We start from the raw sequence: 26,395 nt of genomic DNA on the forward strand, positions 1-26,395 counted from the left end.
GTTAATCGTTAAAATTTAAAAGAAAGTCCACCCGTTATACTCTTCATGATCGGATACTGGTAGACCCCGTAGTTTCCGCTGATGGCTTCTGGATCGGCGACATCCACTTTATCAAAGGTAATTAGATTGTTTCCCGATACATATAGACGCAAGCCTTTGATACCGAGTCTTTTTATCAATGATTCCTGTAGTGTGTAGCCTAGTTCTAAATTCTTCAACCGCATATAGTTGCCATTCAGCATCCAGAAAGACGACGCTTGTCTACTGGCACCGATACTACTAGCGCCGATACCTCCTACACGTGGGTATGTAGCATCTGGAGTCTCTGGAGACCAGGTATCATTGAATATGCTTAAGACTGCTTGTTCGTCCCATAGATCTCCTCTATTCGGAAACATAATTTCCCTATTGGCTACTCCCTGAAAGAAAGCATTGATATCGAGTCCTTTCCATGCTGCACCAAGATTTATCCCGTAGATTATTTCAGGATTCATGCTCTTTTGGCTCAGGACGACCATGTCTGCACTAGTGATATTACCATCATCATTCTGGTCTAGTAGAATAACATCTCCTTTACTGTAGTTAAATCCCGAGTAGGTAGGTAAGCCGACAAGATCTGCGTCGGTACGTGCGATACCATTTGCTTGATAACCCGTTATAAAGTCTATCGGTCTGCCTACGCGTTGTTGATAGTCAAATGCTCCGGGAGATACATCCCACATCTTGACCTTGTTGCGGGCAAAACTAAAATTACCACCGATGAAATATGCGAAATCATTGCCAATCTTTCGGTCGTGGCGAAGAGAGGCTTCTATTCCATAATTATCTACTACACCATAATTTTCGCGGGGCAGGGTTGCACCGAAAGTATTCGGTATAGAAGCAATACGGGTTCCCAAGATATCATAAGTATGTTTTTGGAAATACTCCAAGGAACCGCTGAGATTTCCTCTCAGAAAGCTGAAATCAAGCCCTGCATTAGTAATACGGGTTTTTTCCCAGGTGATAGCGTAGTTGGGTAATGCACCTGGGAGGATTCCAGAAGTCGCCCCGCCAAATACGGCGCCTGCGGTCGTACTAAAGCGGTTGATGTAGCCATACTCTGAAACTTGATCCCCACCATCATTTCCGAGTAACCCGTGAGATAACCGGAGTTTAAGGTTGTCGACAAATTGCCAGTTGTCTTTTATAAACGATTCCTCCGACATAATCCAACCGACAGCGACGGAAGGAAAGAACCCCCAACGTCCTTCAGGAGCAAATTTTAAAGAAGCATCATATCTAAAGTTCGCCTCCAAGAGGTATTTGTTGTTGTATCCGTACGTTAACCTTCCGACGTAGCCTAGACGGCCAGTTTCGGTTTCAGTGCCGGTTGCGTCTTTATTTGCCGCCGCCGCGTCACCTATAAAGAGCTGCTCTATGGATGTAGACAGCATTTTGTTACGGAAGCCATAGAGATAGGCCGTAGTACCTTCACTTTGCTCATAGAGAAGTAAGCCCGTCACAGCATGTTTACCAAATGTACGATCGTAATTGACCGATAGATTCATGGTGTATGAGTTGTTTTGGTTGAAGGAAGCAAATGTACTATTATCCCAATCTCCTAGTTGTAGACTGTTCAGGGGTTTATCGGTGACGATGTGATTATGACCTCCTGTCATCTCAAATTCAGTCACATCATATTTTTTTCTCAACGTCTTGTTGTAGTCATAGTATTTACGGTAGTTCATTGTTCCGTTTACTTTTAGGCCTTCCACTCCCGGGATGTTATAGTCTATTCTTAATAACCCGTTAAAGGTATTACGGTTCCATTTGCTAAAACCAGCATTATCGATCAGCGCTATGGGGTTCCACTGTTGATAGGCCCGAACATACTTGTCGCCGATTTTCCATGGCATCATAGAGGGTTTATTGAGCAGGGCCCGATAGAGGTCGTATAAGCGGTCATCATCACCGCCATCGTAAGGCCAGTATGGACGGCTTCTTTCCTGCAACGAAGCATCGAGGTTCAATGAAGCTGTTAAGTTTTTAGCGATTTTGGCATCGACATTTGATCTCAGGTTATATCTATTATAGTTCAGGTTATTGAAAGCACCGTCTTGGTAGTAATATCCGATGGAGGAGAAGTAGTTTATTTTTTCACTTCCTCCATTGATACTGAGATCATGTTTGGTATATACCGGGTCATGCCAAGCGCCCTCAAACCAATCGTAGTTCGTGTTATTGTCTTTAAAGTATTTTATTTCGTCGTCCGTGTAATAGCTAGGATCTGTGGTCGGTAGGTTATTAAATGTCGCCACGCGATTCCGATAGATGGCATGCTCATAGGCATTCATTCTTTTTGGTACTCTGGTATAGGTGTCTTTTCCGACAAAGGATGAGTACACTATTACTGGATCTTGGTTGCTTCCTCTTTTGGTGGTTACCAATACCACTCCATTAGCCGCCCTAGCTCCGTATACAGCAGCGGAGCTAGCGTCTTTGAGTATCGAAATGGTCTCGATTTCTTCGCTATTGAGTGCCTGGAAATCATTGAATGTCCTCGGAATACCATCAATGACATATAATGGAGAAGTTCCGTTTGTTGTGCTTTTACCCCGGATTACGATGTCGGATCCTGAACCAGGGGCGCCGCTCCGTTGACTGGCAAATACGCCATTCACACGACCGGCTAAGGCATTGGTAATATTCGATGTTGGAAATGTTGCAATATCTTTGCCCGATATCGAAGAGATAGAGCCGGTGACATTTCTTTTTTTCTGATTACCGTATCCCACGACAACGACTTCATCCAATCCGACATTGGATGATTGCAATTCAATCTGTATATCGTCAAAACTTGTTACCGTGAGTTCCTTTCTTTCGTATCCTAAAGAAGTAAATGTCAGTTTGTCTTGTAATACGACCCCTTCTAACAAAAATCGACCATTTGCGGAGGTTAATGTGCTATGATTCTTGCCTAGTATGGTAACACTCACTCCTTCTATCGGTGTCCCCACTTGATTGGTTACGGTACCGCTGATCTGTTGTTGCTGTTGTCTGATTTGTGAAGGTGTGTTATCCTTAGGCGCTATAGTATACAGATGTTCATTCAGTTTACTGATAGATACCGGCTGCGCGATAGCCTTTTCGAGAAAGGGGATCAGTTCGTTTTTGGATAATTTTTCAATGTCAGTATCTTTTAGAGCTATTGATTTCAACAAATCTGGACTGTAGCTGAACTTAATGTTGAATTTTTTCTCCATCTTGTTTAGTAGTTGACCTATGGAGGAGGTGGAGACACGTGATTGGAGAACGACTGTCTCGTTGATACCGATAGCCCAGCTATGAGTGGGTGTCGCTATGCCGAGTGTCACCCAGAGAAAGGCTGGCTTGGCAAGGTGGTTTAAAATTTTGATCATAATTTTATAGTGGTTTTATAATATATTGTTCATTGTTCTTTTCAATACGGCAATTGAGCGATTGTTCTAACGTTTGCAGCGAAAGATTAAGACTGTCTTTAGGTATGGATCCAGTGAATCGTATGGCAGCGAAATTAGTGTCCATGATCTGTATCTGACAGTTATAAAGATATTGTATACTTTGTATGACTTCTGATAGAGGCCTGTTTTCAAAAGATAAAACATTGTTTGTCCAAGACGTATAAGACTGTTTGTCTACTTTTGATTTTAATAAATTATTTTCATTTGGATTGAATGCGATTTTCTCGCCTGGTTGTAGCTTTATTTTCTGGTTCGCGGTCTGTATCTCAACACTCCCCTTGTCCAGGATAACCATAGATTTATTATTGAAAGATTGTACGTTAAAGGAAGTTCCTAAAACTTTGATATTCATGTCGGTCAGCGTATGTACTACAAAAGGTTTAGCTTTGTTATGAGCCACATCAAAATAGACTTCTCCTTCCACCCATACTTCGCGTAGCGAATCTTTGTTGAAGTCAGTTGCTAATCGTAGACGAGAGCCCGTGTTTAGTGTTACAGACGATCCATCAGGGAGGTAAAAGCTTTCTTTCTTTTTTGAGGTCTCAAAAGCGGTTACCTCCTCGTTAGCAGATGCTTTGAATTTTAAATATAATAGCGATACCGTACCAATGGCGATCAATGCTGCTGCGATAGATAACCATTTTCTCCAGGCTAGGATCTTTCTATTTGTAGCCATGTGAGGAATGATCGTATGATACAGCTGTTCCGCTCGGTCTTTATCCAGAGCGAGATTATCGGGCAATGTCTTATCGATCTGTTGGATCTCTGGAAAGGCATCACGGTAGGTGTCGGATTTCAGAATCTCGATCAGATGATCTATATCTTCTTTGGTACATTTGCCCGCGACAAATTTTAAATATAATTCGTTTACTTCTTGGTTGGTCATATAGTTGTATTGTATAAGAGTTAATACAACTAAGTTGGGTAGAGGGACGACGCTCTAAATTATTTTTTTTGCAGATAATGGTAGAAGACCGCAATGACCGTAGTCAGTTCGGCATTGCTTTCTAAATATTGCTTAATGAATTTCAGCGATTTGACGATTTGATCCTTTACTGTATTCTTTGATATATTGAGTTGTTGGGCTATTTCTTCGTGCGACATGTGCTCTTCGCGGCTCAGTCTAAAGATACGTTGGCGTTGTGTAGGCAGTGCCGAAATGGCCTGATCATACACCTGTTTTAGCTCGCGGTAGTGTACTAATTCTTCTACCGTATTAGAAGACGCTACATGTCGGTAGAATATATCATTCAGATAGGTTTGCTGTATAGCAAAAGATTTTAATTTGTTGTAAGTTGTATTACGGGCTATGGTGAAGATGTATGATTTTACATTGTTTTCGAGGTCTATAGTGTCAATATTTTGCCAGATCTTCACGAAGACATCTTGTACAATTTCTTCGGATTGCTCGCGTGATCGAAAAAAACGATATGCATAAGCGAAGATATCGTTCTTATACTGATCGAATAATGTTCTGAAAATACGTTCTGCATTTCGTTCTACGCTATTATTCATGGCCGTATCACATTTTAGGAGATGAACAAGATAGGAAGAAATAGTCATTCCTAAATATTCCCGACAAAGACAATCGATTGCGTATCTTGAATGTAACAGATTTAAAAATCCCGAACCTCATCAAACCACTGAGCAGCGAGCTCCTGTGTTAGGTTGAGCTTGGAGGAGGCGACTAGCTGTTCTACTGCGGTACCTGTATCTTCACGCTCGACAGTTTCGATATTGGGCAAGGTGTTGATCAATTGGACTAGTTTTACGATGGCTAGCTTGACATCTTTTTCGGTTTTAGCTTTGTTAATCTCTTTCAATGCCACTTTGTAGGCCTTTGTCGCTGTTTTTGCATTATTTCCATCCCAGTTGGTAAAGGGAATCCCATATTCCGTTGTAAACCATGTTTTTTTTCGCAGTTTGGATACTGATGAATACTCCATTTCTTTTTCTTTCAAAAGGGCTTTCAGTTCCTGCTGGAGGATTTTGCCCTTGGTTTCTTCGATATTCCAACCGATGAAACTTTTGAGTTTGTTCCACGTTGCGAGAGAAGGTAGTCCTGTTAGATCAGGTATTGTCCTAAGGCCTAAGTCCTCCAAATTTGGTAATTGTGCTAAGGCTTGCGGATTTGTTATATTGCCACGTAGATTCAGACTGCTCATTTTTTTAAACTGTACTAGGCTAGCGCAGTCGAAAGCCGCCCCTATGATGGCATTGTCTAGGTGGATTGAGGTAGCAATATTGCTTAAAGAGGGAAAATTTGGTAAGCCATATATAGTGTTGGCGTCAGCATCTGGAGAGAAGTGGACAAGTGTAGTGCCTGGACTTGCTCCTATAGTGATGTTATTTATGTTTCCGTTAAGATGTAGTTTTAGAATATTCTCCCCAAGTATTAATTCGATCGGATTATCTCCTACATGTATGGTGAGCGTATCGATATTGGCTTTTGTAAAATCGGCTTTCAACGAGCTTATCGGGCTCCAGTTTAGACTCTCTATTCTCCGTTTTTCAGACCATTGGATAAAACCGCTGTCATCTCCAGAATAGTAAAAGAAACGTGGCCAGTCACCGCAAGGGTAGCGGTCTGTATTTTGCTTGCCATGTGGTGTGTACATCTCATTGAATACATCCCAATTGATTGTACTATCTGCCGTCACTAATACATCATATTTCCCTTTGGAGATATTTTTTGTGCCTATAGAGAAACTACCCTGTCCAGGAGGGATTACTATTTTGTGGCTATTTTCTCCTGTTAGAGAGATGTGAGTAGGGGTATTTCTTTCCATACGTGTACAAATTCTACGTCGCCCAAATTTAGGGATTTCAATCAACTGATGTGGATTTTGAAATAAAATCTATTAAAACTATATTAGAAGGTGCTCTCCATGGGCACCTTCATACTTTAAACAATCTAAATGGAAAGCAGAAGAGATTTTATAAAAAAGGCAGGAATGTTGGCGGGTTCTTTGGGATTATTCAATAGTCTTCCATCCTCGATTCAGGCCGCATTGCGCATTGATCCCGAGTATGGTAGCACTTATTTGGATGCGGAGCATATCGTTATGGTCATGCAGGAAAATCGGTCGTTCGATCATAGTTTTGGCAGTCTCCGTGGTGTTCGCGGTTTCAATGACCCTAGAGCGTTACGCCTGACCAACGGAAATCCGGTATGGTTGCAGTCCAATAAGAATGGTGACACCTATGCACCGTTTCGTCTTGATATCAAAAATTCCAATGCAGCTTGGACACGTGATCTGCCTCATTCCTGGGAAAATCAGATAGGAGCGTGGAATAATGGGAAGTTTGATAACTGGTTAGAATCCAAGCGGTCCGGTAATAAGCAATATCGGGATCTACCTTTGACATTGGGATACTACACCCGTGAAGATATCCCATTCTATTACGCTTTTGCAGATGCATTTACGATCTGTGATCAACACTTCTGTTCATCTATTACAGGTACTACGACCAATAGGCACTTTTTTTGGACAGGCAAATGTGTTCCTGAAAAGGGCGCAAAACCTCTGGTTAGAAATTCGGATGTATACTTCAATAAGGAAGCACATTGGCGTACATTCCCTGAGTTACTGGAGAAAAATAACATCAGTTGGAAAGTGTATCAAAATGAAGTCAGCGTACAGAATGATCTGAGCGGTGCAGATGAAAGCTGGCTTGGCAATTTTACCGACAATAATCTGGAATGGTTTAGCCAGTATAAGGTGCGGTTCAAAAAAAGCCATATTGATTTTTATCAGCGACGAATCCAGGAGTTGCCTTCCGAAATCCAAAAGATGAAGGATGAACTGGGCAATCGCAATGATCAAAAGCTAAAGCAGAAAATTGAGCAAAAGGAACAGCAGCTTAATAGTTTTAAACAAGAGTATCAAAATTATAATGCGGCCAAGTTTGACCAGCTGGACGATTATACCAAGTCCCTGCACCAGCGTGCTTTTCAAACCAATGAATGCGATCCAGACTATCATAACACACAGACCGTAGAGATTGACGGGCAAGAGATTGTCGTGCCCAAAGGGGATGTCCTGTATCAGTTCAGAGAAGATGTACGTCAGGGCCAGCTACCTACTGTATCCTGGTTGGTCGCGCCGCAGTATTTTTCTGATCATCCTAGTGCTCCCATGTATGGCGCTTGGTATGTATCCGAGCTTTTGCAGATTTTGACCGAAAATCCGGAGGTATGGAAGAAGACCATCTTTATCCTTAACTATGATGAGAATGATGGTTACTTCGATCATGTACCGCCATTCGTGGCGCCAAAACCGGGCGATCTTAGTACAGGAGCGACCAGTGCCGATCTGGATTACAGTACAGAGTATGTGACAAAGGAACAAGAGATTGCTTACGGCATAGATCCAAGCTACGCTACCGAAGGACCTGTGGGGCTAGGGTATCGGGTACCACTTATCATCGCTTCACCTTGGTCTCGAGGAGGATGGGTCAATTCCGAAGTTTTTGATATTACATCGACCATCCAGTTTGTAGAACACTTTGTCCAACATAAATTTAAAGTCAATCTTGTCGAGGATAATATTAGTTCTTGGCGACGGGCGATCACGGGCGATCTAACATCTGCGTTCAGACCTTTTCAAAAAGGGAACTTCAAACTTCCCGAATTTCTGGATCGCGGCAGGCAGATCTTAGCGATTAACAATGCCCGGGAGAAACCTCTTCCCAACAATTTTCACCAATTTGATGAGCAAGAGCGTGCGCTCATAAAGCAAGGAGAAAGCCGACATTTCCTTCCTGTGCAGGAGCAAGGCACGAAACCGTCCAATGCCCTTAACTACGAGTTATATGTCCAAGAGCATGTGGAAGACGGGCAGTTGGTATTGCGTATGGAAGCTTCCGCATCGTATTTCAAGAAAAAGTCTTTGGGAGCAGCCTTCAACGTCTATGCGCATGGATACAAAAAAGAGAAGGCCAACTGGGCCTTTGCTACTTCAGCCGGAAAGTCTGTTTCTTACGCTTGGTCTCTGGACGATTTTGAACAGCAGGCCTATCACTTGGTATTACACGGGCCAAACGGTTATTACAGATCGTACCGAGGAAACCGAAAATCCGATAATATCCTGATCGAGCAGTCCTATAGGGCTTCTGATGAAGAAATTGTCTTAACTATTCACAATAGAAATAGTCATGCGATCACACTTCAGATTACAGATCATTACAAAAAAGCAGATGCTGCTCCTATCGTGATTGCTTCATCTAAGACAAAGGAAATCAAAGTCAAGACAAAAAGTACATACCGTTGGTACGATCTTGAAATTAAGAACCTCGACCCGAAATCTCCGTATAGCAGAAGGTATGCCGGTCGAGTAGAAAATGGTAAAGATAGTCTGACAGATCCTTTAATGGGGGCGTGAAAGTCTTTTATTCAATAATAACCTGTATCCCGGCCATATTCGCTTTGTACTTTATCTTCTCAATAAGGCCATAGTATGACCAGTTGCGCAGTAAGAACTCGTCTTCTTTAGCAACTTCTTCTTTTAGACTTTGGTTGACGAGTAGTAATGTACCTGCTTGGGCTTTGATACAGACATCAATCAGTCTTCGGCTGTAGAGGTGTAGTTTGTTGTCGACGTAGTTTTTCTCTTTTTCGTTATAATGTTCGAGACTTTTTAGCTTTTTCTTGCGCCCATGCCCACCTCTGGAGAATGCAGCCCCTCGTTGTAAACGATGACGAGCAGATTGAATGGCAATTCTGCGGTAAAGAAATTCTTCCTTGCTGCCTATTTGAAAGTTGTCTTTTTCAATCTGTACGGTTATAGGATGTTCTACAGCTAATGAAGCCTCGGCAATAATATGATCTTTTAGCTCGTGTTGTTTCTTGGGCATTTCTAATACCAGTAGCAGGAAGATTTTACCTTTTACGATCTTGATGGAACTACCGCAGATCTTGATTTGACCTACAAGTGCCCGCTGCAACAATACCCGCTTGTCCGAACGGTCTTTACCTAGATAGGTTCGGAAGGGAATTTTAAAAAGTGTGAATTTAAAATCTCTATTATTTTCATCCTTACTGAGCTTGATTTGGCTTCCCGAGAAGGGGATGGGCATATCTTTCTTGTAGTTCCGCAGCGACTTTATGCCTTTCCAATAATCCAATCGTTCACTATTAAAAGTCTTGATGAGTGTCATATTGATACTAGATAGGATATCGGAATGAATCTTTCCCTTAAAATAACGGGACAATATTTTATAGGTCGTATTCATTCGTGATGTGTTCAGTATGCCTTCTTCATCCTTGTTGCGGTCGGCTAGTTTGATTTTCACATCATCCTGTAGGTAGATCAGGTCTTTCATCTGCTCCTGTATGTACTGGTGAGACATCACCATATTCGCGCCGCGGAATACGACATCCTGCCACTCGAATAATGTCTTGTAATATTCGGATCGTTTTTCCTTGTCGTCCGAGTCAATGTGTAACTGTATTTTTCTAGTGAGTACGATAGTGTCTTTTTCCATGATTATGCGGTCTTTTTAGTAGGTTTAACTTTTGTTCGTGCTTCTATGAATATTTTTTTAACGATGGAGGAATTTAGTTGGAGCGATTCGGAAATCTCGTCGAAAGACATCTGCATCTCGTAGCGCATACGGAGCACTTCGGCTTGTTCATCAGAAAATTCGCCTTCCAATGTCAGCTTTGTCGGTTTATTCAAGAGGTTTAATTTGTCTTGACTATTGAAAATGGCCTTTAGTGCATCAATGGTTTTCTCTACCTGAATACTTACTTCATAGTCCGATATACCGCCCAAATAATAGGCTATGCGTTCGTAGTTAAAACTGTATTTAAGGCAAAGCCTGATGAATTGCTGCTGTTGCTCGGATAGGTGAGGGATTAGGTTGTTAAGTTTATCAAGCTGAGCCTGTTTTTCCTCTTCTAGGCGTTCGATGTATATTGTGTCTATTTCTTTTTCTTCTTCCATGTCATAGCCTAGCATAAATTCCTGATAGTCGTCAATACCATCCAATCGAAGTAAGCTCCTTTGAAATCTATTCCTTGTTTTGGTGAAGTATATACCAATCGCCGCTCGGATTTGTTTTTTTAGAAAGTTAAATACGGCTTCACTGTCTTCGATCTGTTCTCGGAAGAGCCACAGACGAAAGAAGGCCTCCTGAACAATACTCTCTGCTGCGCACAAGTCTTCGGTGGCACGTTCGGCCCGATAGCAGAATGTGTCGAAGTATTTTTTGTAAAAATAATCCAAACCTTTCTCCTTCCCCTCCTTGAGTAAGGAGAGGTGGAGCTGTGTGTTGCATAGCTTCATGTCTTGATTGTTTAGTCTGTTGTCAAATAGCTGCGAATAACCTTGGCGTTTTGCTGGTTTTATCTTTTGTTGCCAAGGCTATCGCAGTTGTGTGTTATTTTGCTGGACTTATCGGTATGGGGGTAAAAGTTTCTCACGCCTGTTGTAAGTATCCTAATAGTTGTAGTGGCTTAGTGAATTTCCTGGGTCTGTGTCGTTGTTTTCCAATGAATTGCGAACGCTTCGTACACCCCGTCATCTCGACCTTGTGGAGAGGTCTATGAACTATATAGGGGTGACTATTGTCGTTAAATCCCCCCGCTACGGTCGATGACGGATAGAGATTAACTGTAATAGTCTACAGGCGTAAATCTTTTTATTATAAAGTCGAACTAGTTATTACTACCCTACAAACTATGATCATCTACAGGTTCCAAATCACATGAAAGCAAAGGAAACTAGTTGTTACTACCCTACAAATTGTGAGCATCTACAGGCGTTACAAAGGATATGTTACAGACGGCGTAGTTGGGAATACCCTACAAATTGTGAGCATCTACAGGGTACCCTGTATGTTTTCAATATAAGGGTACTTAGTGAGTGGCAATACACCCTCACCCTACGGCTGAACAAGCAGCCTCGTGTGTGTTGTTTAATTTTTTTAGTATCTTAATCCTATGTAAAGAGGTGGTGTAATCTATATGTTAACCAATGCAAACCGAACGGTGCTTTATATTGGAGTTACTTCTGATTTATACTCCAAGTTGGTTGAGCATCGCCAGAAGCGCTATCCCAATTTGTTTACGAGTAAGTATAATTCTTGTCTCTGTGTTTATTATAAATCCTTTCCTACTATTGAAGAAGCCATAGACAGAGAAAAACAACTCAAGAAATGGAATCGCTCCAAGAAAGAAAATCTCATCAACAAACTTAATCCGCAGTGGAATGACCTCTGGGAGGATATTAAGGAGTGGTAAAGAGCTGTTATTATTCGGCGTATCTCTAGTATTAAGGAGGAACTTGTTGTTACTATACCCTACGAAATCTGATAGGCATATCGTTAGATCTCTCCGCTGCGGTCGAGATGACGGTATAGTTCGAGGATTGTGAAGACCTACAGGTAGTCCTTTCGTATTTTGCTTGGTGGTTTTGTTGTTATTACCCTACAAATTGTGATAATATATTGTTAGATCTTGCTTCGCAGAGCCCTTCGGGGTTCTCCGCTACGGTCGAGATGACGGCTAGGAGGATAAGTTGTGATTACTTTATATAGGACCTTATTCAAACTCCGAGTCTCGATTGTTAATACCCTAAAATTGTGGTTGTCGGCAGGCATTATTGATTAGGCCACACAGTTATTGTCAATACCCTACAAATTGTTTTTGCTTACTTCCTTACGTCATCTCGATTGGAGCAACGCGGAATAGAGAACCCCGAAGGGCTCAACGTAGTTAAATCTATGAACTGTCAAGGAGTAACTATTATGTCGTTAGACCCATTCGACTGCACTGCGTTCCGCTAGGGTGACGGCTAGCGGACAAACTGTATTCATCTACAGGGGACCATATACAGGACTCTATCTTTAATGTGGTTGTTCCTACCCTACAAACTGTGAGCATCTAAAGGAATAATATTAAGGGTACTTAGTGAGTGGCAATATGCCCTCACCCTACGGCTGAACAAGCAGCCTCAAAATGTTTTTTACCCATACCAATATGTCAAAGAGCAATATTGTTCCTGTTTCATGCTAAAAACATAAATGACGTGAACTAAAAATAATGGAGGATTTTAAGCAATAATTGGTTTTTGTATAAAATTGGGCGCTAATGCTGTTGCTTTTTAATACCTCTGTCTGTAATTCGCCTGCTTTGATTAAACAGGGGATTTAACGATGTTCTTATATAGTTTGTCTTTCATGTTTATATATAAGTATTGGTTATCTCTAATCAAAGATAGAAATAAAATTCAGCAAAACAAATAATTTATTTAAATATAAATATATTGTTTGCGCAAATGTTCGTTCTATTTGTTTTGTGAGTGCAACAAATAAAGATGTTTTGATTAAAATAGGAGATGTTTTCCGTCAAAGGAGGGAAGCTCTTTCTTATTCGCAAAATGATGTAGCGGATATGACCGGTTTGACTATCAATACTATTCTTTTTCTCGAAAAAGGAAGAGGCACTACGCTTAATAACTTTTTGCTTATTTGTCGCGCATTACAAATCCAGCCTCGTGATGTATTCGAGAGTGACATCGAATTGGCCCCACTCTTTGGCCTTTCGCCCGAATCCAAAAAGCGTATTGAAAAGAATCAAAAGTTGGACTATCTCGTTTATGAGTCTGATTTTTTTGAAACGCCTAGACGTGTCTCCGATGTGATCAAGGAACTTGATGCCGATAAAGCGGATAGCAATAAGTACTCCGTTTACCTGACAGGCTACTGCAAAGAAGGGGGCTTAGACTATATCAAAGAAGGTAACTATAAAAAGTATTTAAAACCTAAATCTTAAACCAATAAATATTAGTTCAATAAATTAGGAAACATTTGTTTATATTTATAGCAACCTCTTACGAGAAGCTATATTATAAACTATGATCAATCAGCCTTGGACCGTCTCGACTAAAATCGGCTTTCGCTTTGCGTTTATCTTTATTCTGTCTTTTATTCTTTTTAAGAATAATGGTGCCTTTCCCTTTATGCAGTACATCATGCAGCCTCTTATGCCTCCACTGCGTAAGCTGGTTCATTGGTTCTCGTCGCATATCCTAGATTATCCGTACGACTACGCTATATATACCAATGGGAGTGGGGACACTTCTTATGACTGGGTTTCTTTAGTATTCTTTTTAGTGTTAGCGGTGCTGGGTACAGTAATCTGGTCTGTGCTGGATAGAGACAGAAAGAGCTATAATACCTGTTACTATTGGTTGACAGCGATCACTAGGTATTACATCGCATTTATGCTGATTAACTATGGAGTGATCAAATTGACACATTCGCAGATGCCTCCTCCCGGGCTGGGTAGACTGATGCAGCCTTTGGGTGAGTTTTCTCCCATGGGGTTAGCGTGGACCTATTTCGGCTATTCGGCAGGGTATAATATTTTCGTAGGTATGGTAGAGATATTCGCGGGCTTCCTGTTGTTCCGAAGGACTATGGTGCTAGGAGCATTGATCACCATGACCGTGAGTATCAATATCATGACGACCAACTATTTCTTTGATGTTCCGGTCAAGATCGTCGCAACAGCATTGTTTGCTTTATCGTTATTTCTGCTATTGCCTCACATCCGGCCTTTACTTGCCCTTTTGATACAGGGCAAGCCCGCTCAGCTACATGTTGTCGCCAAACCTGTATATGCTAAGCCTTGGAAAAATAAACTAATGATCGGGGTTAAGGTTTTCGTACTCCTGATATTCTTGATACAGCAAGTCTCCGGCCTGTTGAATAGGCACAAGCTGATGGATCATTATTTCAAAAAATCGGCATTGTATGGAATTTATCGTGTTGAAGATAATGCTGCCGAGCGTACCATTATCCCCAAAGATTGGATGTCCATCGTTTTCGAATACGAAGGGCATGCCTCAGTACGGGATAAATACTACCAAAAGACCGCTCTGGAGGCCAAGATTAACCCCGGGGACAAGACGATCTCACTGAATAACTATACGCTAGATTATACCGTGCTGGAAAATGGAGATATCATGCTGATGAAGTCCTTTGAGGATCGTACCGAAGTGGTCAAGCTGGTCAAGCAGAAGCCCGAAGAGTTTGAATTGAGAAAGCGTGAGTTTAACTGGATACAAGAATACCCGTACAATAGGTAGCCGCTGTACGGGTATTTCCAAATACAACTACAGGTTGTAGGTATCGTGCTTGTGGAAGACTATTTTTGTGAAAATGCTTAGGTAATAAATAAACGGTCAAATGAGGAAGTATTACATTCTGCTTAGTCTTACCTTCCTTTGGGGAGGTTACTGGCTGAGTTCTATCTACAGACCATATGCGTACGAGTGCGATTTGCAGGATTTTGGCTTAGCCGATGCTGGAAATAATCTGGTCTTTGTACCTGGGGTATACTTTTTAATTCTATCGGTGCGAAATAGGCCGTTAGTATCTTACTTCAAGGACATTGTGTTGGTGTGGGGGCTATATGTGTTTATTGAGGTATTACAATACTCCTGTTTTGTGTCTGGCACGTTCGACTGGCTAGATATAACAGCCCTTACAATAGGTGCCGTACTTACTTTTTATAGCACTAGAATACTACATGGAGCTGATTTAACAATCTCAAATAAGCTGACTAGTTATAAATAAATGAAAAAAAATCAAAAATACATCATCGGAGCAGCAGCAGGAGTCATAATCTATCTGTTACTAGTCTATCTCTTTAAAATATTTGGTTAGGTTATGGGGATTTTTATACTTAGTCTCATACGTATGATATGCGGTTTTATCGCATGGATTATTCATCTATTGGATAAAATATTGTTTTAGCATTGTTATGCTATGAATGAAATGGCCGAACAAAATAGGAATATTCAGCGGCTGTACAGTTTGCCTGTACCTTATTTGTATGTACTGGCGATAGTTACGTATTATTTGCTGTCATTTCTGCATTATTTTACGCTGATAGAGCTACTTGGCGTAGATATCGAAGAGAATGATATCGAGCAATTGGGGACTGGCAAAATAATATCGGCACTGCTTGTCGCACCTCTGCTAGAAACATTGATTTTTCAGTTTGGAATCGTTGGTCTGCTATTCAAGTGGACGTTTTTTGATGAGTGGAAGGGACTAACGATTTTTATCTCTGCATCGTTATTTGCTTTATCTCATAATTATCAACTGCACAGTATTATATACTTTTTTTTCGGAGGTGTGATTTTCGCCCAGTTTTATTTAATAATGCGTGAACGAAAACATGCAGTATGGCATACTGCAGCTCTACATATATTGATCAATTTATGCGTTTTGATCAAGAAGAGTTTGTAAAAAAATGGGGCCATGTATGAAAGATAGCTTTTTTGGTTAAAAACAAGAATTAGAAAATGAAATCAATATTAATCCTAACCCTTGTTAGTTTGTGCTCGTTGCAAACAATGGCTCAACGTCGACAAAATGTAATGATAAGTGCATTGGGTACCACTCCATTGATCGGAGTGAAGTACGATACAAGGATCTTCAAAAACGTGAATGATGGATTTGGAGCCAGTGTAGGGCTTGGATCTATCGAGGTCATTGACGATGCGGAACACAAGGCATCTTTGGCGATTGGGCCTAATTGGTTATTTGGTAAAGGGCAACATCAACTGCTAATAGGTGCCAATGCTGTATTTGTGTTGTCACGTGAATATCCCTTAGAATCCGAACCTGAAAATAAGGTAAGGACAATGTTCATTCCTGATATAGGATACCGTTTTTCATCAAAAGGGAAGGGATTTACAGGTCAAGTCACCTGGAATCCTCTCCGTTCCAATTTGGATAGTGAATCAGCATATTACTACTTTGGAGTAGGTGTTGGTTACTGTTGGTAGTAAATATTAGCAACCAATGTAAAAACTCCATATATAAGAATTATAAGGTGATTCATATAAAGTTTTTAAAGCATAAAAAATGGTCGGAATTTTTTCCGACCATGACTGCCTTATGGGACTTTCTTATTTTTGATCTTTCAATCTTCTATGTACCCTCGTACATGCTCACTCTATAAAAACTGTAGCGGGAGAAAATGATTTAAAATATTTTTTGGATGTGGCGAACTTAATGTTTATTGATTGTTATAATCAAGAAGGAGGAATGCAACCTAGGGTTGTATTTTGAAATAGATTGTTAGCACTATGGTGCTAGCTGATGTGCAGCTAGGTGTAAGACGACAGCAATTAAGTTTAGAAGCGCATGTACAATGAAAACTGTTACAACGGCTTTTCCTTTGGTTCGATAATAAACCAAGATATATAATGCCATAAATATAAATCCAACGATCGTTACAACGAAAAAATTACTAGTACCAGTGCTTAGGTGAGCTAACCCAAAAATTAAACCAGACAAAACTATTATGATTGTGGGATGCAGTTTGTTTTTTAGAATTTTATATGGGATATCTTGAAAAATGTAAGTTTCTACCAATGGAGCTATAAAAACCATCAATAATAACTGTTCACCAATAGAGAGCGAGCTATTTATATTCTCTGCTACAGGTGAAAAAAATGAAACGAAGATATTGATTAAAAGACAAAGACCTGTTGCGACAAGAATCAGTGCATAAAGGGGCACCTTAAGAAGTCGTTGATATATTTTGTTGATAACTAATTTAGGTTTTTTCTTTATGCACATGATTTTAGATTATCTGTTGGCAGCGGTATTATCTTGTGGAACAAGTGGTGTCTCCCAATTTCCCATATGAGGACCAGGTTTAGAAAGATCTATTAATTGTTCGAAAAATGTAATCACAGCACGTCCCCAAAAATTTCCTCCTTCAACTTCTACCACTTCTGTAGAACTCAATTCTTGAAGTCCCATTTTGTTTAAATCTAATGTACTCATTTTTATTAAGTTTAAAATTAACCCCTACTCTATTACTAAGCCAGTTTTCGCTGAAGAATTCTGTTTTAATAGAAGCGAAGCTACTCTACCTTTCGGCCGAATCCTGTAGTTTTTTGTTGATCAACACTACTAAGTTATCTGACTTCAATGCACAAAAAAGCATTCTTTCTAAAATCATCGATTTACTAGAATTTTTTTTACAACTCTTTTAAATCTTTACCAAGCTGTTTGTCAATACCGATTGCCAATGGAGGGATACCATGGCGATCTAAGTCAAGCCAATATTTTTCTGAATAGCTACTCTTCTCTTCTAAATAGATGCTTTTCTGGAAAGAATTTTCCAAAGCCTTTACTTCGTCTGCCATGAGATAAGCTCGCTCTGTAACGTAGAATTCAGAAAATGTTGCGATATGCGTAAATCCATCTTTCTTCTTACGCTGCACAGCACCGACCTTGGTCACTATTTTGCTCAACAGATTTTGTGTCGGTAGATTGTCCAAGTCCGTAGGTCCATAATTTGCCATTGTAATACCTCTATACTGCTCTCCCTTGATCCTAAAAAAACTACGTGCAACTTTACTATTAGGAGGGACTTCATCCAGATAAATTTGCACATTGCCCGAACTTGTCTTTTGAATAAAACCTAGGCTTTGACCATTCTGCACGATCTTCTTTTTACTTCCATTATTTACCAATACACTGCCTTTGGGCAAATTTTCTAACATTGATTCCTTCTCTATTCTTAGCAATTTAGGTGGATCAGTAAAAGATTTTCCAAACAGTTCCGTATATTCCGCTAAGCTACTCCGGTTAGCGTAGAGCCGATATCCCAACAGCTGCCTTCTTACCTTCTCCTTTGTATTTTTTAGGGGGATATAATAAGCGATCAAACCGTCATAAAAATATCTTGATTTACTGTTGAAGGTATCATGGGTTCGAAAATATCCTTTTAACACCACATAGTCCGAATTTCCTATATTATTGACTCCTATCTCTTCGATCTCAACCTGTCGAGGTTTTAATAAAACACGATCAGATTGTTTGAAGCTCCCGTAGGAAATCCCTTTATTTTCATAACCAATATGCTGTAGGGATAGGTTTCTAGTCTCGTTCTGAATATTATTAATATTGACCTGACCTTCGCTACTTGATATAGCCAATAACTCACCGTCGTCGAAATAGATGTTTACTCCTGATATAGGCTCTAATGTCAAGCTATCTAATACTCTTATCTGTCCATTAGTCAGATTGGATAGGCAAATAAATGTTATAAAGATTATGAGTGTTTTCATTTGTATATAATATGGTTTTCATTCCCCTTTCTGATCCGGAAGCAGGCGAATCACGATGATTTTATCTTGCTTTAACGAACTGAAATAATTATATTTGATAAGGTCGTTAGAACCCTCTCAGAAAACTAACGGCCAGTCCCATACGATGGGAACTACTTTTTCAAGTTACTTAATTTCCCGGCCTAAAACCTCTATTTCAACATCACTCCAAGAATTAGCGCCAAACACCCAGCTTAATAATCCTTTCGCTTTAAAAAGGGCACCACCCTCAACTTCTACCATTTCCTCAGTGTTCAATTCATGAAGTCCCATTTTGTTTAAATCTAAACTCTCTCTATATGGCCTTGAGTTTGGGGCCGTGTGACGTATAAAATTACTCATTTTTTATTGATTTATAAATTAGTTCCTACTCTTTACAGGTTGTTTTCGCTGAGCTATATATTTTAATGGGATCGAAGCTATTCTTTCCTTCTATCGAATGGTCGGAAACATCTTGCCTGTAAAATGAAGAGTTTGGTCATTCAATGATGGAGAATATTACTGCTATGACAATAATAAGAAGGAATTCTATTATCGTTCTCACTATATTCTTGCTCCTCCGCAATGACAATCATTCAGTACATCAACAAAAACTTATTCCAACGAAATATCAATAATTTAAAAATCAACATTATTTAAAATGCACAACGGGTGAAATATACTCTTTGGTGTGTTTTCCGGAGAATTGTCTTGCTTCGTGTACCTTTTGGAAGTGAAATCGTGTTGTAATTCATCTTTAAGTTGTCAGCAAAAGGGATATATTAGGGCCTAATATATTACAATAAACAAGATAAGAAGAGTCAAATCATTGTTTTTTGTCTTCAACCCTTCTTATTTTAACACTTTTGTATACGGTACTAATAAATATTATTAGACTCTAGTAGCACTTTCGTAAGCTTGGAATCCGGAATATTGATAGTCTCCCGTTGGGGCCTTATCTAACTTGCCATGGATATCGCCAATGCCCATGGCGACATACTCGAGCAAATTCCAGCCACCTTCGATATTGATCATTTCTTGATTATTCAGCTCTTCTAACTGATGTGTTTTATTAATGTTTTTCATTTAAATATATTTTTTAACCAGTTGATAGCATTGTCTATATCAAGTTGTAATAAGACAACTAAACAAGCTACAATTAGTATTATAATTAGTGAATTTATAATTTTGTGTTTTTTTGTTTTATAATGCTGCGTCATATCCTTTTTGGTAAGCCTCTTTCATTTTATCGAGGTCTTGGGTGAAAGCTGCGCCAATTAAGGCTCCAATTATATATGGCCAAATTCCTCCCTCAACTTCTAGAATTTCCTTAGCATTCAATTCCTGAACACCAATGTTGTTTAAATCTAAACTCTCTCTATACGGCCTTGAGTTTGGGGCACCGGATATGTCGATACTCTTGCCTTTCTTTAGCTACTCGTTTTACTAGAGGCTGATACCTTGGTTTGCCTAGGCTAAGGGCGTAATGTCAGTCCGATTAAGAACCCCACAAACTCTGATAATTCCCCTAGTAAGATTATCATTACGCTTAGGATGAATATAAGCCTAGTTAAGCGCTTTGACCTTTCTTTTTCTAAGCTACAATAGATGTTTCTTTTCATTATGTATTCCAAAAATAACAAGCATATTATCCCTCAATTCTAAAACTCAAAGATCGTATAGGGTTGGTTATCTAAAGGATTGACCTACAAGTGTACTATTCCTTCGCGTGCTCGGTCTGAGCCAGCGTCGCAGCTGTTATGCTATTTGATCTGTACCCGTCTTTTCATGTTCAGTAAATAAGTACAAATCTCGGCAGCTTAATGCTCATCTACGAACTCAAGGATGTGTTTTTAAATAAATTGTACAGCATTTTCATAGTGCTAAATTCAAAGTGTTTTAAGCATAAAAGTTATACAAATAAATTATCAATGATAATACGAACCATATTTTTAGTATGATATTCTCTCGTCGAAGTTTTTTGTTTTGATTCTCGATATTTTGCATAATAGATTGAAATTTACTATTCAAAATGGGATAGTAAATGTCTATCCTATTTTTCTTTTATTAATGATGTCTAGCACTAGGTCCACTTATACCATCCAATTCTCTTTCTTGAGCTTCTGAGAATGACTTTAATCCTAGCCAAAGAGCTCCCACTCCCTTGCCGAATAATTGTCCTAAATCACGTAAAAAATCGTCTCCACCATTAACTTGTTGCTGTTCGTCTACTGTCATCATAATGACATCTATATCTTCAATTCTCATAGTGTGAAAAAATTAATTAACAATGCTATCGAAGCCTTCTTTTACTCCTTTAATAAAATCATCCCCTTCATTATATAGGTAGATCAATGCACCAGCAATGGTTATTGCAGGAATAATCCACCCTCCCTCAACTTCTACCATTTCCTTAGTATTCAATTCCTGAACACCAAGATTGTTTAAATTCTCTTCTCTTCTGAAAAAATTAAAGAACTATTTTTAGCTTTTGGAAAGAAGCTAAAAATAGTTCGAGATATTGTTCAGGCAATGGCCTGAACAATATTACATTCTTTGAATTAAAGAAAAATTAACTTCAGAATTGAGCCAACGTATTTTCCCAATTCAAATAAAACAATCCCAGCCAACGCTAGTAAGCCAATTTTTACGAACTGAAAAGTAAATCCATTCGAATCAATAAATATGTTTAATTTATCTATCATAATCTTCTAATTGATAACATGGTTTTTAATAAATGATCCAGTGTATCTTCCTGCTTCATAGATAGCGACTCCTGCGGCAGCTATAGCGCCGATTGCAATAAATTCAACAATAAATCCACCTTCAATTGAGTTCATTTCTTTTTCGGAAAGTTCCTGCAAATTTAATATATTCATATGTAAATGTTTGATTATTAGTTTTTATTATTTGTCTCTAAAGTTCCGAGATGGAATATTCAGAATGTTTTAACTGGCTTTTTTATCGTATGTTGTATAGCAACTTAAATAAAGCTAAGGTTTTCGTTTGAAATGTTTTACTCCGTTAGCCCGGCATAAACTCCAGCAGCAAATATGCTTCCAGCAGCAATCCAAGCAGCAGTTTTTCCAGATATTACCACACCCGCTATAACAATAGGAAATATCCCTCCTTCAACTTCTACCACTTCTGTAGAACTCAATTCTTGAAGTCCCATTTTGTTTAAATCTAATGTACTCATTTTTTATTGATTTATAAATTAGTTCCTACTCTATTCCTAAGCCTTTTCGGATCCTGCTTGTTTCGTTGATCAACAGGACTAAGTTATGTCCGCTCACTCTATAAAAACAGTAGTGGGCAAAAAGATTGAAAATAAATTATGGCCGCCGGAGATATGACGGTGATCATCAAGGCTGAGATTCTGCATTTGCACCGTAATAGATATCGAAAAGTCGTACGCATAATAATAGCTCAAAAGCTTACGACAATAGCCAACAGGGGCTCCTTTACCTTTTAGCTCATCAATGATGACGTACAGGCGAGATACTGAAATCCCCAACCGCCTCGCTAAGTCGGCAGGTGTACCGGTGCGGCGCTGGCTGATGAGCTTGTCCAGCAGATTGATGCGGTCGATGTATTTAAAAACAGTCATATCTTATTCCTCCTTTAGCTATATTGATTTTTAAGATTAGGATTGAACCAGTCGTCTACCTTGTCAAAGAGCAGTTGCCACAGTGTGCGGTCTGTCAGATAGAATCGGGCGGTATAGGTATTGCCCTTACCTACCTGACCCCGATATCCATTCTTGAGCGACAGGTGGTGCTGTGCCAATTTGCAACGTACGACAAAGTAAGATTCTCCGGTCTGTTCGTTCGTCATTAGATTATTATTGATGTCGAGTACCTCGCCGTCCAGCATGCCCCATTGGTTATAGTGGTAGGTGTCTATCTGAAATTTTACGGCTTGGCCTGTCTGTATGTATCCGATGGCAGAGGTGGGGACAAGGCACTCGGCGACGAGTGCGTCTTCGACCGAGATATCAGCAAGGTGCTGGCCCTGCATTAGGTGATTTCCGCTTTGAAATCCTTGAAGGTTAGTGATCCGGCCTGTCACAGGTGCTTTGACAATATAATTGTCTGCTTCGATATCTAGGGTAGCCACATCGGAGGACAGGGAGATCAGCTGTTGTTCCAATTCCCGCTTCTTGCTCTGCCATGTGGCAAACTGCTGTTCGCGGAGTGCGTTCCGCTGTCCTTGCAATTGCTCGTGCTGGTATAAGGTCTTTTCGTACTCGGCAAGCGAAATCACACCATCCTGATACAAGGTGCTGTTGCGATCCAGTTCTTTTTTGGCTAGCGTAATCTGTGTCTGTATCTCCGATAGCCTCTGCTGCAATGCGGACCATTCTAGTTGATACAGCCCAGTCTGTACTGCCTGTGGGGTATGGTTGACCAGGCTCTTAAGATCACGTAACTGTGATTCGTAATCCTGGCGCATCTGCTGCTGATAGTCTTTTTTGCTATGAAGTGTCTCGGAGGTGATGATCAAGAGGGTGTCGCCTTGATGCACCAATTGGTTATTGGTATATAGTGCCGACTTTATAATACGGCCACTGACCAAAGAGATAATCTTGGTGTTTTCCTGATTGGGACGTACCGTGCCCCGTGCCGATACCGAGATGGGGACCTTGATCAAGGGTAAGGCTACAACGGCTAGTGCAATGCCAAGAAGAAGGATCTGATATATGATTATAGTCTTTCGCATATTTATCTCAAATCTCTGCAAGAGAAAACACTTTCACCACAACCTAGGGTTGTATTTTAAAATTGTTTGCCCTATCTTTCTCCTGTAAATGGTATTCTAGACATGTCCTTGTTTGATATCTTCCCGACCTTTGCTGAGGCTCCCTATTCGTACATAGTGGTGCCGATCATGCTCGTGAGCAGTGTCATTGGATTTTATCATAAACCTTATTTTCACGCTTTGCTGCTGCATCCCTACGAAGTATACCGAGGCAAGCGCCTGCATACGCTACTCACCTCGGCATTTGTACACCGCAATTGGTTACATTTGATAAACAATCTATTGATCATTTATGGATTGGGTTACGACATGTTCGGGAATATCGATCAAGAGTATGGTCTGTTTGCAGCTTATGTATGGAGCCCGATACTCTGGTTTGCTTTGATCGTATTACCTAATGTAGTACAAACCTTGTCCAAAAAAGATGACTTTATCTTTACTGCTGTAGGTGCTTCCGGTTTATCTTTTGGACTGTATGGTTTTTCAGCCTTGTTTTTTCCATTGCAAAAGATGGGTAATTTTATACTTCCATTTGTGACAAATATGTTTCATAATTGGTTATTTGGCCTTGTCATTGTTTTTCTTTTGTCTGTTTTGAATCGCAATAGAATAGTAAACTCTCGATTACATTTGTCCGCTTATTTTATTGGTGGTATTCTAGGTTTCTTTGTAAGACCAAGTGCTGTGGTCGAAATAATTGATTTTATTTTTAGTCAGTAGCTCCTGTAAGTTTAGCCCATAATAACTCTAATATATTGGTCTGTTTCTCGTCCTTACGTTCACTACCGCCATCGATTTCGATCTGCTCTGTAGTTGTTAAATCAACTAGCTTTAATTGTTTAATTGTCGTTTTCATAATTATTCCTTAATTTTAACTACGACAAAATTGTGGCAAAGCCGAAAGGTAGACCACAACCCTAGGTTATATCGTACAACCTCACGTTGTAATCAGACTATTTTTCATAACGCTAGGTTATAATTAAATTATTGAGAGTAAATCCATTTTATAGTATTAGGTATGGCATCGTTGCATTTAGGCGATTATATCCGAAGGAAACGCGAAGAGTTGAAGATATCACAGGAAGCCGTGGCGTATGAGTTGAATATGTCGCAGGCAGCCTATTCCAAGATCGAACGTAATGAGACCAAGCTCAAAGTAGAGCAGGTATACACCATAGCCAGCTACTTCGGACTCAGCGTTTACGAATTGTTACCCCCGTCCCTCGCCTCCGATATTACCAATGAGAATATATTTGGCTTGACTTGGCAGTACGGGAAGTTGGTTTTTAGAAAAATATTTAGTAAGTAAGCAGTCCGCTTAGTTTAAAAATTATACTTTTTTTTCTGAAAGTGTGTGTTTTCAGAGGCCATCAAGAACTTTTTTCATGCTATTATTCTTTCGCATTGGCATTCAAGAGCTCTCCCGATAACATCGGGATCGGTTCATGCCTACTGGTGATTCAAAGGAATCATGAAAGTTTTTTCTGAAAGTGTGCGTTTTATTGATTTGACATTATATTTCGAGGCATCAATGAGCTCTCTTCGTTCGGTTCAATGGACATCAAGAACTCTCCCGATAACATCGGGATCGGTTCATACCAGTTGTTGATTCAAAGGAATCATGAAAGTTTTTTCTTATCTTAGGGTTACCATCAATTGTAAACTTAGGAAGAATCATGTCACAAAAGGAGCTCTCCCAATTATGGAAGGAGACTGTAGCGGCCAGACCAAGCCCTCGGGATATCACAAAGACGATGTATCTGTCGACGCTATCGCAAGCTGTAAAACATAGTCCTAAAGAAGGGATGCATCAGATCCAGTTCACTATTCAAGATTTTATTTTACTGGAGGTCAAAGGGACATTAAACGCACTACATATGATTTGCCCGCACGTCGCCGAGCAAGAGGTGCTATGGCTGTGTCTACAATTTCATGGTAAGGCCGTATTTCCGAATGGCGAAAGCCGAGATGCTGATAAATTGTTCTCTTTCGTCACTAAACATGCAAGCTATTCTATAACATTGGCTGCCGAGAAGCAATGGTCTCTTTTTTTTGGCGTGACGGGTGCTTCGAGGTTACAGCTTTTGGCAGAGCTGCCTCAGATTAAGGAGGCTTACGATCAGTTCCCTACTAATAATATGCTTATGCCGGTGATTATTTCGACGTCCGATCGGCAGAACATAGAATCTTTGTTTAAGAAAAAGCTTGGCCCGTTTAGTAAGATACACCAGCTCGGGATGGCTTTTTTTCAGTTTTTTGGAAATTATGCCACAGAACTGGAAAAGCCAAAGGTCCTATCGCAGGGTGAATCGCTGATTCAAATCTATCACAATGCGCTGGATTATGTGCATAAGCATTGTTTGACGGAGGAACTGACCCGCGAGAAGATAGCCGATGCGTTGTGTTGTTCTACACGAATATTGAATAGGGCATTTGAAGGGCGCTCCTTGGGGTTGACGGCAACCATATTGGCAGTTAAAATGTACAAAGCCAGGGAGCTGTTGCGTACTAAACCTGAATTGTCGGTTGAGAAGATTGCTGGGATGTTGCATTTTTTTGATGCCAAGCATTTTGCTAATCATTATAAAAAGCATTTTCATCGATCGCCGCGTGAGGAACGTAAAGAATGGGTAGAAGATGCAATGAAAAATGTAACCTGATCGCTGCGGTTTGGGTTACAGCCTCTAGCGTTTTGGGGCTGGTCGCTTGCACTATTATGTCAGGTGCTAGCGTTCCGTGCTTAATCGCTAATACACAGCGTCAGATGGCAGTTGCTTGGACTTAAATGGCATACGTTTGCATTTGCCGCGATAGCGATTGGCTGTTTCGCCTTAGCGTTTACACGGCGAGTGCAAGTGAGTGCGGGGTATGTGCTTGCGTTTTAAGGCTGGACGTAAGCGTTTTTTGTTGCGGTGCAAGCGTATGAAGGGTAAGGGCAAGCATTTAATTTTCGATTGCTAGCGATTGTGGGGTGCACGCTAGCGATCAGCCTAGACACGCTAGCGTGTCTGTTCAAAGTTGTAGTTC

29 protein-coding genes are annotated in these 26,395 nt (G+C 40.1%); 10 read left to right on the top strand and 19 right to left on the bottom strand.

The features are described 5' to 3' along the window. Window positions 1–8: 8 nt before the first annotated feature. The 4 genes from G7B18_RS16850 to G7B18_RS16865 form a co-directional block, all read right to left on the bottom strand. The gene (locus tag G7B18_RS16850; protein WP_164123541.1) at window positions 9–3,401 is read right to left on the bottom strand and encodes a SusC/RagA family TonB-linked outer membrane protein; all 3,393 of its coding nucleotides are present in this window, start codon (window positions 3,399–3,401) and stop codon (window positions 9–11) included. A gap of 4 nt (window positions 3,402–3,405) precedes the next feature. Continuing rightward, entirely contained in the window at window positions 3,406–4,368 is a 963-nt protein-coding gene (locus tag G7B18_RS16855) for a FecR family protein (protein ID WP_164123543.1), read from the bottom strand. Between the two features lie 59 nt (window positions 4,369–4,427). After that, a complete protein-coding gene (locus G7B18_RS16860; protein ID WP_164112826.1) occupies window positions 4,428–4,997 on the bottom strand; it encodes an RNA polymerase sigma-70 factor in 570 nt (189 codons plus the stop codon). Between the two features lie 101 nt (window positions 4,998–5,098). Beyond that, window positions 5,099–6,271 (bottom strand): hypothetical protein, encoded by a 1,173-nt coding sequence (locus tag G7B18_RS16865; RefSeq protein WP_164123544.1) that lies wholly within the window; start codon window positions 6,269–6,271, stop codon window positions 5,099–5,101. 129 nt (window positions 6,272–6,400) lie between these two features. Between G7B18_RS16865 and G7B18_RS16870 the strand changes: the two genes are divergently transcribed. Next, window positions 6,401–8,866 carry a phosphocholine-specific phospholipase C gene (locus G7B18_RS16870; protein WP_164123546.1) on the top strand — a complete coding sequence of 822 codons (2,466 nt, stop codon included), beginning with the start codon at window positions 6,401–6,403 and terminating at the stop codon, window positions 8,864–8,866. A 7-nt stretch (window positions 8,867–8,873) separates the two neighbouring features. On the opposite strand, the gene G7B18_RS16875 is transcribed toward G7B18_RS16870, so the two are convergent. Beyond that, complete coding sequence (locus G7B18_RS16875) at window positions 8,874–9,968, bottom strand: hypothetical protein (RefSeq protein WP_164123548.1); 1,095 nt, start codon at window positions 9,966–9,968, stop codon at window positions 8,874–8,876. Between the two features lie 2 nt (window positions 9,969–9,970). Further along, window positions 9,971–10,771: a sigma factor-like helix-turn-helix DNA-binding protein gene (locus G7B18_RS16880; RefSeq protein WP_164112822.1), complete on the bottom strand. Its 801-nt coding sequence runs from the start codon at window positions 10,769–10,771 to the stop codon at window positions 9,971–9,973. Between the two features lie 680 nt (window positions 10,772–11,451). Between G7B18_RS16880 and G7B18_RS16885 the strand changes: the two genes are divergently transcribed. The 6 genes from G7B18_RS16885 to G7B18_RS16910 all read left to right on the top strand — a co-directional run bounded on the left by G7B18_RS16885 (window position 11,452) and on the right by G7B18_RS16910 (window position 16,288). Beyond that, window positions 11,452–11,727 carry a GIY-YIG nuclease family protein gene (locus G7B18_RS16885; protein ID WP_240452891.1) on the top strand — a complete coding sequence of 92 codons (276 nt, stop codon included), beginning with the start codon at window positions 11,452–11,454 and terminating at the stop codon, window positions 11,725–11,727. A 1,080-nt stretch (window positions 11,728–12,807) separates the two neighbouring features. Next, the gene (locus tag G7B18_RS16890; RefSeq protein ID WP_164112821.1) at window positions 12,808–13,260 is read left to right on the top strand and encodes a helix-turn-helix transcriptional regulator; all 453 of its coding nucleotides are present in this window, start codon (window positions 12,808–12,810) and stop codon (window positions 13,258–13,260) included. A gap of 82 nt (window positions 13,261–13,342) precedes the next feature. Then, the gene (locus tag G7B18_RS16895; protein WP_164123552.1) at window positions 13,343–14,578 is read left to right on the top strand and encodes a hypothetical protein; all 1,236 of its coding nucleotides are present in this window, start codon (window positions 13,343–13,345) and stop codon (window positions 14,576–14,578) included. 100 nt (window positions 14,579–14,678) lie between these two features. Beyond that, entirely contained in the window at window positions 14,679–15,068 is a 390-nt protein-coding gene (locus G7B18_RS16900) for a VanZ family protein (RefSeq protein ID WP_164112819.1), read from the top strand. 192 nt (window positions 15,069–15,260) lie between these two features. Further along, window positions 15,261–15,746 carry a CPBP family intramembrane glutamic endopeptidase gene (locus G7B18_RS16905; RefSeq protein ID WP_164123554.1) on the top strand — a complete coding sequence of 162 codons (486 nt, stop codon included), beginning with the start codon at window positions 15,261–15,263 and terminating at the stop codon, window positions 15,744–15,746. A 56-nt stretch (window positions 15,747–15,802) separates the two neighbouring features. Beyond that, window positions 15,803–16,288 (top strand): hypothetical protein, encoded by a 486-nt coding sequence (locus tag G7B18_RS16910; RefSeq protein WP_164112817.1) that lies wholly within the window; start codon window positions 15,803–15,805, stop codon window positions 16,286–16,288. Window positions 16,289–16,589: 301 nt separating this feature from the next. Here G7B18_RS16910 and G7B18_RS16915 read toward each other — a convergent pair whose 3' ends face one another. From G7B18_RS16915 to G7B18_RS16970, 12 genes are all read right to left on the bottom strand, one after another. Continuing rightward, a complete protein-coding gene (locus G7B18_RS16915; RefSeq protein WP_164123556.1) occupies window positions 16,590–17,087 on the bottom strand; it encodes a CPBP family intramembrane glutamic endopeptidase in 498 nt (165 codons plus the stop codon). Window positions 17,088–17,096: 9 nt separating this feature from the next. Further along, window positions 17,097–17,297 carry a hypothetical protein gene (locus G7B18_RS16920; RefSeq protein WP_164112815.1) on the bottom strand — a complete coding sequence of 67 codons (201 nt, stop codon included), beginning with the start codon at window positions 17,295–17,297 and terminating at the stop codon, window positions 17,097–17,099. A gap of 197 nt (window positions 17,298–17,494) precedes the next feature. Beyond that, window positions 17,495–18,589 (bottom strand): carboxypeptidase-like regulatory domain-containing protein, encoded by a 1,095-nt coding sequence (locus G7B18_RS16925; protein WP_164123559.1) that lies wholly within the window; start codon window positions 18,587–18,589, stop codon window positions 17,495–17,497. A gap of 165 nt (window positions 18,590–18,754) precedes the next feature. Further along, on the bottom strand, window positions 18,755–18,970 hold the full coding sequence (locus G7B18_RS16930; RefSeq protein WP_164123561.1) for a hypothetical protein: 216 nt from the start codon (window positions 18,968–18,970) through the stop codon (window positions 18,755–18,757). Window positions 18,971–19,498: 528 nt separating this feature from the next. After that, complete coding sequence (locus G7B18_RS16935) at window positions 19,499–19,693, bottom strand: hypothetical protein (RefSeq protein ID WP_164123563.1); 195 nt, start codon at window positions 19,691–19,693, stop codon at window positions 19,499–19,501. Between the two features lie 117 nt (window positions 19,694–19,810). Continuing rightward, window positions 19,811–19,948 carry a class IIb bacteriocin, lactobin A/cerein 7B family gene (locus tag G7B18_RS19450; protein WP_164123565.1) on the bottom strand — a complete coding sequence of 46 codons (138 nt, stop codon included), beginning with the start codon at window positions 19,946–19,948 and terminating at the stop codon, window positions 19,811–19,813. Between the two features lie 726 nt (window positions 19,949–20,674). Continuing rightward, the gene (locus G7B18_RS16945; RefSeq protein ID WP_164123567.1) at window positions 20,675–20,848 is read right to left on the bottom strand and encodes a hypothetical protein; all 174 of its coding nucleotides are present in this window, start codon (window positions 20,846–20,848) and stop codon (window positions 20,675–20,677) included. A 39-nt stretch (window positions 20,849–20,887) separates the two neighbouring features. Next, complete coding sequence (locus G7B18_RS19255; protein ID WP_164112809.1) at window positions 20,888–21,016, bottom strand: lactobin A/cerein 7B family class IIb bacteriocin; 129 nt, start codon at window positions 21,014–21,016, stop codon at window positions 20,888–20,890. A gap of 302 nt (window positions 21,017–21,318) precedes the next feature. Next, complete coding sequence (locus G7B18_RS16955) at window positions 21,319–21,486, bottom strand: bacteriocin (protein WP_164112808.1); 168 nt, start codon at window positions 21,484–21,486, stop codon at window positions 21,319–21,321. A gap of 137 nt (window positions 21,487–21,623) precedes the next feature. After that, window positions 21,624–21,806, bottom strand: coding sequence for a class IIb bacteriocin, lactobin A/cerein 7B family (locus G7B18_RS16960; protein ID WP_164112807.1), 183 nt, complete (start codon window positions 21,804–21,806; stop codon window positions 21,624–21,626). Window positions 21,807–21,899: 93 nt separating this feature from the next. After that, window positions 21,900–22,217, bottom strand: a complete 318-nt coding sequence (locus G7B18_RS16965) for a DNA-binding protein (RefSeq protein WP_164123569.1) — start codon at window positions 22,215–22,217, stop codon at window positions 21,900–21,902. Window positions 22,218–22,231: 14 nt separating this feature from the next. Beyond that, a complete protein-coding gene (locus G7B18_RS16970) occupies window positions 22,232–23,329 on the bottom strand; it encodes an HlyD family secretion protein (RefSeq protein WP_164112805.1) in 1,098 nt (365 codons plus the stop codon). Window positions 23,330–23,395: 66 nt separating this feature from the next. Between G7B18_RS16970 and G7B18_RS16975 the strand changes: the two genes are divergently transcribed. Beyond that, the gene (locus G7B18_RS16975; protein WP_240452892.1) at window positions 23,396–24,088 is read left to right on the top strand and encodes a rhomboid family intramembrane serine protease; all 693 of its coding nucleotides are present in this window, start codon (window positions 23,396–23,398) and stop codon (window positions 24,086–24,088) included. On the opposite strand, the gene G7B18_RS16980 is transcribed toward G7B18_RS16975, so the two are convergent. Continuing rightward, window positions 24,078–24,224, bottom strand: a complete 147-nt coding sequence (locus tag G7B18_RS16980) for a hypothetical protein (RefSeq protein ID WP_164112804.1) — start codon at window positions 24,222–24,224, stop codon at window positions 24,078–24,080. The two genes, G7B18_RS16975 and G7B18_RS16980, sit on opposite strands and share 11 nt — an antisense overlap. Window positions 24,225–24,386: 162 nt before the next feature. On the opposite strand from G7B18_RS16980, the gene G7B18_RS16985 reads away from it, so the two are divergent. Together G7B18_RS16985 and G7B18_RS16990 are read left to right on the top strand one after the other, a co-directional pair. Then, on the top strand, window positions 24,387–24,677 hold the full coding sequence (locus tag G7B18_RS16985) for a helix-turn-helix domain-containing protein (RefSeq protein WP_240452893.1): 291 nt from the start codon (window positions 24,387–24,389) through the stop codon (window positions 24,675–24,677). Between the two features lie 367 nt (window positions 24,678–25,044). Beyond that, window positions 25,045–26,028, top strand: a complete 984-nt coding sequence (locus G7B18_RS16990) for a helix-turn-helix domain-containing protein (RefSeq protein ID WP_164112803.1) — start codon at window positions 25,045–25,047, stop codon at window positions 26,026–26,028. Window positions 26,029–26,395: the final 367 nt, after the last annotated feature.

It is taken from the genome of Sphingobacterium sp. xlx-130 (assembly GCF_011007405.1).
Lineage (GTDB): Bacteria > Bacteroidota > Bacteroidia > Sphingobacteriales > Sphingobacteriaceae > Sphingobacterium > Sphingobacterium luzhongxinii.